12 protein-coding genes are annotated in these 13,439 nt (G+C 65.9%); 8 read left to right on the forward strand and 4 right to left on the reverse strand.

Features of this window, described 5'->3' with window-relative positions; genetic code table 11:
* Positions 1-21 precede the first annotated feature (21 nt).
* The 3 genes from recG (at position 22) to NGK62_RS20145 (ending at position 3,793) form a co-directional block, all read left to right on the forward strand.
* Positions 22-2,112 (forward strand): ATP-dependent DNA helicase RecG, encoded by a 2,091-nt coding sequence (gene recG, locus NGK62_RS20135; protein WP_059375855.1) that lies wholly within the window; start codon positions 22-24, stop codon positions 2,110-2,112.
* An 80-nt stretch (positions 2,113-2,192) separates the two neighbouring features.
* A complete protein-coding gene (locus NGK62_RS20140; protein ID WP_054454135.1) occupies positions 2,193-3,143 on the forward strand; it encodes a LysR substrate-binding domain-containing protein in 951 nt (316 codons plus the stop codon).
* 149 nt (positions 3,144-3,292) lie between these two features.
* Positions 3,293-3,793 (forward strand): Dps family protein, encoded by a 501-nt coding sequence (locus tag NGK62_RS20145; protein WP_059375859.1) that lies wholly within the window; start codon positions 3,293-3,295, stop codon positions 3,791-3,793.
* Between the two features lie 67 nt (positions 3,794-3,860).
* Here NGK62_RS20145 and NGK62_RS20150 read toward each other — a convergent pair whose 3' ends face one another.
* Positions 3,861-4,466: an RBBP9/YdeN family alpha/beta hydrolase gene (locus tag NGK62_RS20150; RefSeq protein ID WP_059376180.1), complete on the reverse strand. Its 606-nt coding sequence runs from the start codon at positions 4,464-4,466 to the stop codon at positions 3,861-3,863.
* Between the two features lie 315 nt (positions 4,467-4,781).
* Between NGK62_RS20150 and NGK62_RS20155 the strand changes: the two genes are divergently transcribed.
* The 5 genes from NGK62_RS20155 to NGK62_RS20175 all read left to right on the forward strand — a co-directional run bounded on the left by NGK62_RS20155 (position 4,782) and on the right by NGK62_RS20175 (position 10,295).
* Positions 4,782-5,909, forward strand: coding sequence for a branched-chain amino acid ABC transporter substrate-binding protein (locus NGK62_RS20155; RefSeq protein ID WP_059375861.1), 1,128 nt, complete (start codon positions 4,782-4,784; stop codon positions 5,907-5,909).
* Positions 5,910-6,116: 207 nt separating this feature from the next.
* Positions 6,117-6,818 carry a response regulator gene (locus NGK62_RS20160; RefSeq protein ID WP_082400978.1) on the forward strand — a complete coding sequence of 234 codons (702 nt, stop codon included), beginning with the start codon at positions 6,117-6,119 and terminating at the stop codon, positions 6,816-6,818.
* On the forward strand, positions 6,811-8,103 hold the full coding sequence (locus NGK62_RS20165) for an ATP-binding protein (RefSeq protein WP_059375862.1): 1,293 nt from the start codon (positions 6,811-6,813) through the stop codon (positions 8,101-8,103). The genes NGK62_RS20160 and NGK62_RS20165 overlap by 8 nt, the downstream gene beginning before the upstream one ends.
* Before the next feature lie 148 nt (positions 8,104-8,251).
* Positions 8,252-9,346, forward strand: a complete 1,095-nt coding sequence (locus NGK62_RS20170) for a serine hydrolase domain-containing protein (RefSeq protein WP_059375865.1) — start codon at positions 8,252-8,254, stop codon at positions 9,344-9,346.
* Positions 9,347-9,407: 61 nt separating this feature from the next.
* On the forward strand, positions 9,408-10,295 hold the full coding sequence (locus tag NGK62_RS20175) for a MipA/OmpV family protein (protein ID WP_251879997.1): 888 nt from the start codon (positions 9,408-9,410) through the stop codon (positions 10,293-10,295).
* A gap of 83 nt (positions 10,296-10,378) precedes the next feature.
* Here the strand turns inward: NGK62_RS20175 and NGK62_RS20180 are convergent, their stop codons facing one another.
* From NGK62_RS20180 to ugpA, 3 genes are all read right to left on the reverse strand, one after another.
* Positions 10,379-11,467 carry a sn-glycerol-3-phosphate import ATP-binding protein UgpC gene (locus NGK62_RS20180; RefSeq protein ID WP_059375873.1) on the reverse strand — a complete coding sequence of 363 codons (1,089 nt, stop codon included), beginning with the start codon at positions 11,465-11,467 and terminating at the stop codon, positions 10,379-10,381.
* A gap of 128 nt (positions 11,468-11,595) precedes the next feature.
* Complete coding sequence (gene ugpE, locus NGK62_RS20185) at positions 11,596-12,447, reverse strand: sn-glycerol-3-phosphate ABC transporter permease UgpE (protein WP_013393954.1); 852 nt, start codon at positions 12,445-12,447, stop codon at positions 11,596-11,598.
* Between the two features lie 21 nt (positions 12,448-12,468).
* Positions 12,469-13,350 (reverse strand): sn-glycerol-3-phosphate ABC transporter permease UgpA, encoded by an 882-nt coding sequence (ugpA, locus tag NGK62_RS20190; RefSeq protein WP_059375876.1) that lies wholly within the window; start codon positions 13,348-13,350, stop codon positions 12,469-12,471.
* Positions 13,351-13,439: the final 89 nt, after the last annotated feature.

Raw genomic sequence — 13,439 nt, forward strand, 5'->3', positions numbered from 1 at the left:
AATCCAGGGGTTCGTTTCTCCATGCCGGCCGCAGCCGCGGCTTCCAAGCGATCCGGCGCCGACAACAAAGGCGCCGGCAAAGCGATGACGGATACGGAGCGCAAGCTTCGTAACCTGGGTTTGGTGCTGCCCGAGGACTTCGTGCTGCACCTGCCGCTGCGCTACGAGGACGAAACCCGCATCATGCCGATCAGCGCCCTGCGGCCCGGTTTTGCCGGGCAGGTCGAGGGCGAGATCACCAAGTCCGAGGTTCTCTACCGGCCCCGGCGCCAGCTGACCGCAACCCTGGCGGACGACAGCGGCGAACTGCAATTGCGCTGGCTGAATTTCTACCCCAGCCAGCAGAAGCAAGTCACGGTGGGCAAGCGCCTGCGTGCGCGCGGCGAGGTCCGTGGCGGCCTGTTCGGGCGCGAGATGGTGCATCCGCGCATGACCAATGCCGATGCGCCGTTGCCCACGGCGCTGACGCCCGTCTATCCCAGCACCGAAGGGCTGCCGCAACTGACGTTGCGCCGTGCCATCGCGCAGGCGCTGGACCGCGCCGACCTGTCCGACACCTTGCCCGACGAGGCGCGGGCGCGTTACGACCTGCCGCCGTTCGAACCGGCCATCCGCGCGCTGCATACGCCAGCGCAGGGCGAGTCCGAGCAGGCCTTGCTGGATCGCGTCCATCCCGCCTGGCGGCGCATCAAGTTCGATGAACTGCTGGCGCAGCAACTGTCGCTGGCGGCCGCGCGCGCTGCGCGCCGCGTCAAGGAAGCGGAATCGTTGCCCGTGCGCAATGAGGCTGGGGGCCTGGTCGCCAGATTGTACGAAGCCTTGCCGTTCAAGCTGACCGGCGCGCAAGAGCGCGTGGTTCAGGAAATTTCCGCAGACCTGGCCAAGCCGTATCCGATGCACCGCTTGCTGCAAGGCGACGTGGGCAGCGGCAAGACGGTCGTGGCGGCCATCGCCGCCGCCCAGGCCATCGCCAGCGGCGCGCAGGTCGCGCTGATGGCGCCCACCGAAATCCTGGCGGAGCAGCACTTCCGCAAACTGGTGTCCTGGCTGCAGCCGCTGGGCGTGAACGTGGCCTGGCTGAGCGGCAGCCTCGCCGCCAAGGCGCGCCGCGAAGCCGTGGCGGCCGCGGCTGACGGCAGCGTGCAATTGATCGTGGGCACGCAGGCGCTGATCCAGGACAACGTCGAATTCCATCGCCTGGGCCTGTCCATCGTCGACGAGCAGCACCGCTTTGGCGTCGGGCAGCGCCTGGCGCTGACCCGCAAGGGTGAAACCGTGCGCGGGCGCAATGTGCCGCACCAGCTCAACATGAGCGCGACGCCGATTCCGCGCACGTTGGCCATGACCTTTTTCGCCGACCTGGACGTGTCCGTCATCGACGAGCTGCCGCCTGGGCGCAGCCCCGTGCTGACCAAGCTTGTGTCGGACGCAAGGCGCGAGGAAGTCATCGCCCACATTGCCCAGGCCGCGCGCGGCGGGCAGCAGGCCTACTGGGTTTGCCCGCTGGTCGAGGAAAGCGAGGCCCTGGAACTCCAGACCGCCGTGGACACCTACGAAGGCATGCGCGCCGATTTGCCGGACCTGCGCATCGGACTGGTGCATGGCCGGTTGCCGCAAGCCGAAAAGGCCGCCGTGATGCAGGCGTTCCGAGATGGCGAAGTCGACCTGCTGGTCGCCACCACCGTGATCGAGGTGGGCGTGGACGTGCCGAACGCCTCGCTCATGGTGATTGAGCACGCCGAGCGTTTCGGCCTGGCGCAGCTGCATCAGCTGCGCGGCCGGGTCGGGCGCGGCACCGCCGAATCGGTATGCGTGCTGCTCTATCAGACGCCGCTGTCGCAAGTGGCGCGCGAACGCCTGAGGGCCATGTTCGAGACCTCGGACGGCTTTGAAATCGCCCGCCGCGACCTGGAACAACGCGGCCCCGGAGAGTTCCTGGGCACGCGCCAGTCCGGCATGGCCTTGCTGCGCTTCGCCGACCTGGAAACGGACGCGGCCATCGCCGAAGACGCACGCGATGCGGCGGTCTGGCTGCGCGCCGAGCATCCGGCCGCGGTCGAGGCGCACCTGGCGCGCTGGATGCGCGGACGCGAGGATTTCCTGCGCACTTGACCATGCAGCCAGCCGCCAATCTCAATCTAGCAAGCGCCAGCCACAAGGCTGGGGCATAACCCCCGGGGGCGTAGTCCACCATGACTCTCACCGAACTCAAGTACATCGTCGCCGTCGCGCGCGAACGGCATTTCGGCCGGGCGGCCGAGGCCTGTTTCGTCAGCCAGCCCACGCTCTCGGTGGCGATACGCAAGCTGGAAGACGAATTGGGCGTGACGCTGTTCGAGCGCGGCGGCGCCGAGGTCGGCGTCACCCCCATCGGCCAGCGCATCGTGGCGCAGGCACAGAAGGTGCTGGAAGAAAGCGCCAGCATCAAGGAGATCGCGCGCCAGGGACACGACCCGTTGGCCGGCCCCTTGCGCGTCGGCGTCATTCACACCATCGGTCCGTACCTGTTGCCGCGGCTGGTGCCGGAGCAGATCCGCCGCACGCCGCAGATGCCGCTGTTGCTGCAAGAGAATTTCACGGTGCGGCTGGTTGAACTGCTGCGGCAGGGCGAGATCGATTGCGCCATCATGGCTTTGCCGCTGCCCGAGGCCGGCCTGGTCATGCAACCCTTGTACGACGAGCCCTTTGTGGTGGCCGTGCCCAATGACCACGAGCTGGCCCGGCGCCAGGCGATCGACGCCCAGGACCTGAAGCAGCAGACCATGCTGCTGCTGGGCAGCGGCCATTGCTTCCGCGACCAGGTGCTGGAAGTCTGTCCCGAGCTGTCGCGCTTTTCGGCGGCCAGCGATGGCATTCAGCGCACCTTCGAAGGCTCATCGCTGGAGACCATCCGCCACATGGTCGCGGCCGGCATTGGCGTGACCGTGTTGCCCGTGACCGCGGTGCCGGAACAGCCCCCATCCAACAGCCTGCTGCGCTATCTGCCATTTGACGGCCACGTGCCGGAGCGCCGCGTGGTGCTGGCCTGGCGTCGCAGCTTCCCGCGGCTGGCCGCCATCGAGGCGCTGGCGCAGGCGGTCTATGCCTGCGAGCTGCCCGGCGTGAAGATGCTGACCGACGAGGTGGCGGCGGTGCAGGATTGATTTCCGGGCCGCTGTCCGGCGGCTGCGCGCGCGGTTTGCGCCGCGTCAAAAGGTCGCGGGACTGATTGATGAAAGCGGCGGATATTGCGGCATTTCGCCGCATTTGCAGTGTTATCCTTGTTTCGCACATACATCCCTAGGAGCTAGCAATGGCCAAGTCCCCCAAGAAGACCTCCAGCGTTCCGCGCATCAACATCGGCATCTCGGACAAGGACCGCGCCGCCGTCGCCGGCGAACTGTCCAAGCTGCTGGCCGACTCGTACACGCTGTACCTGATGACGCACAACTTCCACTGGAACGTCACGGGGCCCATGTTCAACACGCTGCACCTGATGTTCATGACCCAGTACACGGAAGAGTGGAACGCACTGGACAGCATCGCCGAGCGCATCCGCGCGCTGGGTCACTATGCGCCGGGCACCTACCGCGAATTCAGCAAGCTGTCCTCGATCTCCGAGCCGGACTCGGTGCCCGAGGCCCTGGAAATGGTGCGCCTGCTGGTGACCGCCAACGAATCGGTCGCCAAGACCGCTCGCGCCGCCTTCGAGAAGGCCGATGCCGCCAACGACCAGCCCACGGCCGACCTGCTGACGCAGCGCCTGGACGTGCACGAAAAGAACGCCTGGATGCTGCGCAGCCTGCTGCAGTGATCGCGACGGCCGCCGCATGAAAAACGGAGCCTCGCGGCTCCGTTTTTTTTCAGCAGCAAGACTGAGTTCAGGGTTGATGCGATAGCGGCCGCGCCGGGATGGGCGCGATCCGCTCGGGCGGCGGCGTCACCCGCCATACCGCGCGCCGGCGCAGCGCGCCCAGCAGCTTCAGGCCCTGCGGCCAGTCGTCCAGGCCGCTCTCGGCGTTGATGTGGCCAGCGCCCGGCACGACCACCAGCCGGCTGCCCCAATCGCGCGCAAAGGCGCGGGCGCGTTCCAGCTGGCAATAGGGATCGTTGTCGCTGGCCACCACCACGCTTTGGAAGGGCAGGGAATGGCGCGGCACCGGCCCGAAGTTTCTCAGGCAGGCGGGAGCATTGTCGCGCTCCACGTCGGCGGGCGCCACCAGCAGGGCGCCAGCGACCTTGGCGCGCAGCGGCACCGGCAGGGCGGCGCTGATCAGGCAACCCAGGCTGTGCGCGACCAGGAGGACGGGACTGCGGGCCTCGTTCACCTCGGTGGCCAGCGCCGCGATCCATTCGCCGGGAGTCGGATGTTCCCAGTCGCGCTGCTCGACGCGGCGCGCATGCGGCAGCAGGGCCATCCAGCGCGATTGCCAGTGTTGCGGTCCGGAGTTTTTCCATCCGGGAACGATGATCGGTTGGAGTCTCATGGCGGCCATGATGCCGGGCGGCCTTAGTAACGCAAACGAATAAATCGTCTTTTGCATATACGCCAGCGGGCATAAGAGCAGCCCGCGAACAATGCCGCAGCGCAATAATCGGACGGGTGTCAAAGTGGTCCGAAACTGGCCTGAGAAGGGCTATTTTTCAGTGTATGCTTGCCGTGCAATCGCAATGCAACCGGGCGTGACCAGGGCCGAAACCCCTGCAAAGGGCAGTCCAGCAGGCATGCATGGCCTGGAGATGATCCGGCGTCCGACCCGGTGCAAAAACTAACGATTACAAATCATTAGAGGAGTCCACACATGAAGCCAGTATTTCGTCTGACCCCGGTCATTGCAGCGCTGGGCGTCGCAGCCGGTCTGGCGTTTGCCTCGGGAGCGCAAGCGCAAACCATCAAGATCGGCGTGGTCGGCCCCACCACCGGCGCGGTCACGCAGTATGGCGATATGGTCCGTGAAGGGGTCGATACCGCGGTCGAGCGCATCAACGCCGCCGGCGGCATCAACGGCAAGAAGCTGGAAACGGTCGTGATCGACGACGGCTGCGAACCCAAGCAAGGCCCGGTCGCTGCCAACCGCGTGGTCAACAGCAAGATCGGTTTCGTCGTGGGCCACGTGTGCTCGGGCGCCACCATCGCCGCCGCCGACATCTACAACAACGAAGGCGTGGTCATGGTCACGCCGTCGGCCACGTCGCCGGCGCTGACCGACGGCAAGAACTACGAGTTCATTTTCCGCACCATCGGCCGCGACGACCAGCAAGGTCCTGCCGCCGCCAAGTTCATCCTGGAAAAGATCAAGCCCAAGAAGGTCGCCGTGCTGCATGACAAGCAGTCCTACGGCCAGGGCATCGCCACCGCGGTCAAGAACGACCTGGAGAAAGGCGGCGTGGCCGTCGCCGTGTTCGAAGGCATCAACGCCGGCGACAGCGACTACTCGGCCGTCATCACCAAGCTGAAGAGCCAGGGCGTGGACTTCGTCTACTACGGCGGCTACCACCCTGAAATGGGCCTGCTGCTGCGCCAGGCGGCCGAACAGGGCGTGAAGGCCAAGTGGATGGGTCCGGAAGGCACGGGCAACCCCGACATCAACGCCATCGCCGGCGACGCCGTCGAAGGCATGCTGTTGACGCTGCCGGCCGACTTCACCCAGAACGCCGCCAACGCCGACATCGTCAAGGCCTTCGAAGCCAAGAAGCGCAACGCCAGCGGCGCCTTCCAGATGACCGCCTACACGGCCACCCAGGTCATCGCGGACGGCATCAAGGGCGCGGGCAGCGACGACCCGACCAAGGTCGCCAAGTACCTGCACGCCAACTCCTTCGATACGCCGATCGGCAAGGTGTCCTGGAACAAGCAGGGCGACCTGACGAACTTCCAGTTCGACGTGTTCACCTGGCACAAGGACGGTTCCAAGACCGTCTACAAGTAAGTCCATGCGCGGGCCGCCGGCCCGCGACACCGGCGGAGCCACTAGTGGTTCCGCAGGAAACCGGGCCGGAAGCGACAGTCTTCCGGCCCGGTTTTTTTGTTCCTCCGACGAACCGGGAACCGGCGCGGCGCGTTCCGGTCGAACGCGCGCCCGCCGCATTTGCGTAGAATGCGGCGCCATCGACCTCACTTTTTCTGTCTGGACACCATGACCAAGGCCTTGTTAGTCGAAGACGATCCGAAACTATCGCGCCTGATTGCGCAGTTCCTGGAGCAGCACGGTTTCCATGTTGCCCAGGCCTACCGCGGCGATCACGCGGTGGAGGCATTCCGCAGGCATGACCCGGCCATCACCATTCTGGACCTGATGCTGCCTGGCCGCGATGGCCTGCAGGTGTGCCGCGATCTGCGCGCGTTCTCGTCCGCGCCCATCCTGATGCTGACGGCCCGCGAGGACGACCTGGACCAGATCCTGGGCCTGGAGTCCGGCGCGGACGACTATGTCATCAAGCCCGTGGAGCCCCGTGTGCTGCTGGCGCGGGTGCGCGCGTTGCTGCGCCGGCATAGTCAGCTGGACGAGCCGCCGGAGCGCCTGGAGTTCGGCCCTCTGGTGATAGATCGTCGTACGCGCGCCGTGGTCCATGCCGGCTCCGAAGTGGACCTGACCACGATGGAGTTCGAGATGCTCTGGGCGCTGGCCAGCCAGGCCGGCCAGGTGCTGACCCGCGACGACCTGCTCAACGCGGTGCGCGGCATCGAATTCAACGGCCTGGACCGCAGCGTCGACGTCTGCGTCAGCAAGCTGCGGCGCAAGCTGGATGACGACCCGCGCGATCCGGCGCGCATCAAGACCGTGTGGGGCAAGGGCTATCTGTTCTCGCCCAAGGCGCACGAGGGCGGTGATGCTTAAGTTTGTCCTGCGGCTGTTCGTGGTGCTGGCGGTGGGCTTCGTCATTTCCAACGAAGTGGTGGACCGGTCCGCCAACTACTTCTTCGAACCCGTCAGCGATGCCTACACGCGCGAAGCGGTGCGTGGCCAGATCCACAGCCTGGTGCAGGAACTGGGCCGCGTACTGCCCGCCGAGCGCGAGGCGCACGTGCGCGACGCGCTGGCGCCGCACTACGGCCTGGCCCTCAGGGTGGTCGACGCCGACAGCTATGGCGCCACCGAGGACGAACGCGCCATGGTGGAGTCCGGCAGCTTCTTCGTGCGCGACAAGCAGCAGACCTTCGTGGCGGCGATTCCCGGTCCGGGCAGGCAATGGCTGGAGGTCAAGCTGCCACCGGAACCATCCATCGCCCCCTGGCTGATGGCCGCGGTGTATTCCGCCCTGGGCCTGTTGCTGTGCGCCTTCATGCTGGTGTGGGCGCTGCCCATCTGGCGCGACCTGGAAGCGCTGAAGACCGCCGCCTTGCGCATGGGGCAGGGCGACCTGCAAGCCCGGGCGCGCCTGTCGCGCCATTCCAGCATCCGCAACCTGGGCGATACCTTCAATCAGATGTCCGACCGCATCAGCGCCTTGGTAGGCAACCAGCGCGACCTGACCAATGCCGTGTCGCACGAGTTGCGCACGCCGATCGCGCGTCTGTCGTTCGAACTGGACATGATGGACCGCGAGGACGACCCCGCCGCGCGCAGGCGATTGGTCGAGGAAATGAAGAGCGACGTGGCCGAGCTGGACGCCATGGCCTCGGAATTGCTGATGTACGCCCGCCTGGAGCACAAGGGCGACGGCGTGGCGCTGCAACCGCAGGACGCGCGCGGCTGGCTGGATTCGGTGGTGCAGCATGCCGGCTTCGAGGCCGGCGTGTCGGGCGTGCGCTGCGAAGTGGCGCTGTGCCAGGTGCCCGAGGTGCACCTGCACCAACGCTACATGACGCGCGCCTTGCTCAACCTGCTGCAGAACGCAATCCGGCATGCTGGCCGGCAGGTCCAGGTCAGCTTGATCAGTCCGGGCGCGCGCGAGTACGTGCTGATCGTGGACGACGACGGCCCCGGCATCCCGCCAGCCGACCGCGAGCGCATTTTCGAACCCTTCATCCGCCTGGACGAAAGCCGCGACCGCGGGACGGGCGGAGTCGGGCTGGGCCTGGCCATTGTGAGCCGGGTGGCTCGCTGGCACAACGGGACCGTGCAGGCGAGCGACAGCCCCCTGGGCGGCGCGCGTTTCGTGATTGCCTGGAAGACCGCCTGAAGGCTGGCGGCCGCGGCGCGGCACAACGTAAACAAACTTCACAATCCGCCGCCGCAATCTTCACAAACTCCATACAAAGCGGGAAAGATCGCGGGCAGGCGCCTGGATAGCATGACGGCAGTTCTCTTCAGAGGTCTTGCCGCTAGCCATGTTTTCCCTCAGCCGCCTGGTTGCCGTAGGTATGTTGCTGGTCGCCGCGGGCGGTTGCCAGGGCGTGCCTCCCGAAGCGCCGCCTCCGATCGCCCAGGGCGACTACAAGGCGGTGGTGGGTTATCTGGCCCAGCGCATCCCCTATGACATGGACGCCTCCGGCGTGCCGGGCCTGTCGATCGCCATCGTCGACGACCAGCGCGTGGTGTGGAGCACGGGCTTCGGCTACGCGGACCCGCTGCGCCATCGCAGCGCCACCAGCGACACGCTGTATCGCGTAGGGACCATCACCAAGATCGTCACGGCCGCGGGCGTGCTGCGCGCAGCCGACGACGGACGCCTGGCGCTGGACCAGCCCGCCTCGCAGGCGCTGCCCGATTGGGACATCCAACCGCGCCGCGGCGCCATGCAATGGCTGGGCACGCATCCCTTCACAGCCCGCAATCTGCTGGCGGTGCACCCTGGATCGTTGGAAGACACCATGGGACGCGCACGCGCGGACATGGCCTACGCCCTGTTGGGCGACATGGTCGCGCACGTGGCGAGCGAACCGTTCGACACCTACGTGCGCCGCACCATCCTGCAGCCGCTCAACATGCCGCGCGCCGGGTTCCATCCCGACCCGCGCATGCTCGAATTGCGCGCCTCAGGCTACCGTCGCGGCGCGCCCTGGACCGAGGCGCCCCAGCCCAACGAAGCGGCCGACGGCCTGTGGCTCAGCACCTCGGAGATGGCGCGCTTCTCCAGCATGTTGTTCGCCGACGGCGTCTACGAAGGGCGCCGGATACTCAATGCCGACTCGGCCCGCGCCGTGCTCGACATGGAAACGGTGGAAGGCGGCTTGGCGCTGGAGTGCCGTCTGGCCTTGTCCTGGCTGGCAGCGCCCTGTGGCGACGATATCGCCGGCACGCCATTGCGCCTGCATAGCGGCGCCACCGAAGCCTTCCATTCGCGCCTGGTGCTGGCGCCGCGCGACAAGCTCGCAGTGCTGGTCATGAGCAATTCCGACACGAGCGAGCCGTTGGTGGCCTCGGTGTCGACGATGGCGATGGCGCTGATGCGCCAGGCCAAGCAGGGCGCAATCGCCCAATAGATCGGGCCGTTCCCGGCTCCCCGGTTTTATCCCCCCTCAACCTCGTTTCTTGGAAGCTGTTATGAAGCGAAAAATCCGTTCCACCCTGTTTAAACGCGGCGCCGGCGTCGCGTGTCTGCTGGCTTTAGTCCCGGGACTGTCCCTGGCCGATGACGCTGCGAACAGTTCCGTCTACGGCCAGCGCGGGGCCAGCTCGCGCGGGTTGACGGTTGCGACCGGGGAGGGGCCGGCGGACGAATGGCTGTTCTACGGCACGCTGGGCGCAGGCTACGCGCCGCGCTACAGCGGCAGCGACGAGTACTCCGCGACGCCGATCTTCGGCGCAGGCGTGCGCAGTCCGGGCGGCTTCTTCCTCGGTACCGACCGCGGCCTCGGCTGGGAGACGCACGCGCTGAACAGCACATTCAGCTTCTATCTGCAGCCCAGCGCGGCGCGCAAGGACCACAAGAAGGGCTACCAGGGCTCGGACAAGTTGCGCGGCATGGGCGACATCAAGAGCCGTGCGCAGATCGGCATGGATGCCGAAACCACGCTGGGCCCGGTGACCCTGTCGGCCACGATCGCGCATGCCTTCAAGAAGGGCGATGACCGGGACGTGGGCAGCGCCTACACGATGTTCAACCTGGGAGCCAGCACCACCGTGTACGAAGGCAGCGCCGGAGCGATCGCGCTGGCCTTGTCCGGCACCTTCGGCGACGGCAACTACATGCGCACCTGGTATGGCGTCAGCGGCAAGCAGTCGGCGAACTCGGGCTATCGCAAGTACACGCCCAAGGGCGGCCTGGAAAGCGTGGGCCTGGGCGCGACGTGGACCGTGCCGCTCTCCAAGTCCTGGTCGTGGACCACGGCGGCGGAAGCGCGGCGCCTGTATGGCGACGCGGCGGACAGTCCCATCGTGCGGGACCGTGCGCAGTACTCCATCGGCACCATGATGACGTACTCGTATTGATCGGGGGAAAAGCCCGTTCCCGGACGGGAGCGGGCCAGGCGGAAGCGGGCGGGCATTGCCGCCGGCTTCCGGCCAGGGATGGTTTACAGGCCTTGCACGCGGCGGCCGCTGTCGGCCTCGAACCAATGCAGCGGATGGCGGCCGTCCGGGCCCAGGTTGACGCGGTCGCCGACCTTGGCCGAGGACTCGGACAGCTGGCGCGTGGTGCAACGCACGACCAGCATGTTCTTGCCGCAGCGGCTGTGGACCAGCTGTTCGGAGCCCAGCGTTTCGACCATTTCGACTTCGGCCGGCACGCCCTGGGTGTTCAGCAGCATGTGCTCGGGACGCATGCCCATGATGATCTTGCGGCCGCGCACCTGGGAGGGCACCTGCAGCGGCGAGATATCCAGCGCGACGCCGTCCAGCGTCTGCACCGTGCCGTCGCCGGCCACGTTCACTTCCATCAGGTTCATCGGCGGCGAACCGATGAAGCCGGCGACGAAGGTCGAGGCGGGCTTTTCGAATACTTCCATCGGCGTGCCGATCTGTTCAGGCACGCCCTGGTACATGACGATCATGCGGTGGGCCAGCGTCATGGCTTCGACCTGGTCGTGGGTCACGTACAGGCTGGTGGTGCCCAGGCGGCGATGCAGCTTCATGATTTCCAGGCGCATCGCCACCCGCAGCTTGGCGTCCAGGTTCGACAGCGGTTCGTCGAACAGGAACACCTTGGGTTCGCGCACGATGGCGCGGCCCATGGCCACGCGCTGGCGTTGTCCGCCGGACAACGCGCGCGGGCGGCGGTCCAGCAGGTGGCCGAGTTCCAGGATCTGCGCGGCCACATCCACGCGCTTCTTGATCTCGTCCTTGGAGAACTTGCGGATCTTCAAGCCGTAGGCCATGTTCTCGAACACGGTCATGTGCGGGTAGAGCGCGTAGTTCTGGAACACCATCGCGATGTCGCGCTCGGCGGGTTCCAGGTTGTTGACGACCTTGTCGTCAATGAGGATTTCGCCGCTGGTGACGGTTTCCAGGCCGGCGACCATGCGCATCAGCGTGGATTTGCCGCAGCCCGACGGGCCGACGATGACGATGAATTCACCGTCCTTGACGTCCATGTCGATGCCATGGATGACCGGCACATTGCCGGCGTAGGTTTTCTTGACGTTACGGAAGCTGAGAGTAGCCATGAGTTATTCGTGTTCGGAGTCGTGTTCGGGTGGGCGAGGGCGGGCAGGGGGCACCTTTTCATCGCCGAGCCGTCTCAAGATGAAAACGCCCCCCTGGGGGGCAGCAAGCCGAAGGCGCGGCGTGGGGGTCATTTTTCAGTGTCGACCAGACCCTTGACGAACCATTTCTGCATCAGGATGACGACCAGCGCCGGCGGAATCATCGCGAGCATGGCGGTGGCCATGGTGATGTTCCATTCGGTCACGCTGTCGCCGCCGCTGATCATCCGCTTGATGCCGATGACGACGGGGTACATGTCTTCCTGCGTGGTCACGAGCAGCGGCCACAGGTATTGGTTCCAGCCGTAGATGAACTGGATCACGAACAGCGCGGCGATGCTGGTCTTGGACAAGGGCAGCAGCACATCGCGGAAGAAGCGCACCGGACCCGCGCCGTCGATGCGCGCGGCCTCGATCAGCTCGTCAGGCACCGTCAGGAAGAACTGGCGGAACAGGAAGGTCGCGGTCGCCGAGGCGATCAGCGGCAAGGTCAGGCCGGCGTAGCTGTTGAGCAGGCCGAGGTCGGCCACGACCTTGTAGGTGGGCGCGATGCGCACTTCGACGGGCAGCATCAGCGTGACGAAGATCATCCAGAAGAAGAACATGCGGCCGGGGAAGCGGAAGTACACCACCGCGAAGGCCGACAGCAGCGAGATGGCGATCTTGCCGATGGAAATCGCCAGCGCCATGATCAGGCTGACGTACATCATGCGGCCCACGGGCGCGCCCGACGAACCGCCGGACGAGCCGCCGAACAGCGCCTGCATGTAGTTGTCGACGAAATGCTTGCCGGGGATGAGGGACATCGGCGCGGACGCCACTTCCTGCGCGGTCTGGGTGGACGCGACGAAAGTGACATAGAGCGGAAATGCCACCATCGCCACGCCGCAAAGCAGGATGACGTGGGCCAGAATATCCAGCCAGGGACGGCGTTCAACCATTGTTTATAGCCTCGGACAAAATCAATACTGCACTTTGCGGTCGACGTAGCGGAACTGCACGACCGTCAAGGCAATCACAATGAACATCAGCACCACCGACTGCGCCGCGGACGAACCGAGGTCCAGGCCGCGGAAGCCGTCGCTGTACACCTTGTAGACCAGGATGGAGGTCGACGTGCCCGGACCGCCCTGCGTGGTGGTGTCCACCACGGCGAAGGTGTCGAAGAAGGCATAGATGATGTTGACCACCAGCAGGAAGAACGTGGTGGGCGAGAGCAGCGGGAACACGATGCTCCAGAAGCGGCGCGACGGGCTGGCGCCGTCGATCGCGGCGGCTTCGATGAGCGAGCGCGGAATCGATTGCAGGCCGGCCAGGAAGAACAGGAAGTTGTACGACACCTGCTTCCATACCGCGGCGATCAGCACCAGGGTCATGGCCTGGTTGCCGTCCAGGCGCGGATTCCAGTCGACGCCGGCATGGCGCAGGGCCACGGCCAGGATGCCGACGGAAGGCGAAAACAGGAACAGCCACAGTACGCCGACGACGGCGGGCGCCACGGCATAGGGCCAGATCAGCAGTGTCTTGTAGAGCCCGGCGCCGCGGATGACGCGATCTGCCATGACGGCCAGCAGCAAGGACACGCCCAGCCCGACCACCGCCACGAGGATCGAGAACACGGCGGTGACGCGGAAGGAATCCAGGTAGGCCTGTTGCGAGAACAGTTCCATGAAGTTGTCCAGCCCGACGAACTCGGAGGACAAGCCGAATGCATCTTCCAGCCGCAGCGATTGCCACATGGCCTGGCCGGCAGGCAGGAAGAAGAAGACCACGGTAATGATGATCTGCGGCAGGAGCAGCAGATAGGGCAAGGTCTTGTGCCCGAATACAACACGTTTTTCCATAGGGGGAACCCAAGGTACAGAAAAGCGGCGGTTGGAGTAACCGCCGCCTGAAACCGCCTTCGTAAAATACGAGAGGCTTAAAGCCCTAA

The organism is Achromobacter sp. Marseille-Q4954, assembly GCF_943737025.1.
GTDB classification, from domain to species: domain Bacteria; phylum Pseudomonadota; class Gammaproteobacteria; order Burkholderiales; family Burkholderiaceae_B; genus Achromobacter; species Achromobacter bronchisepticus_A.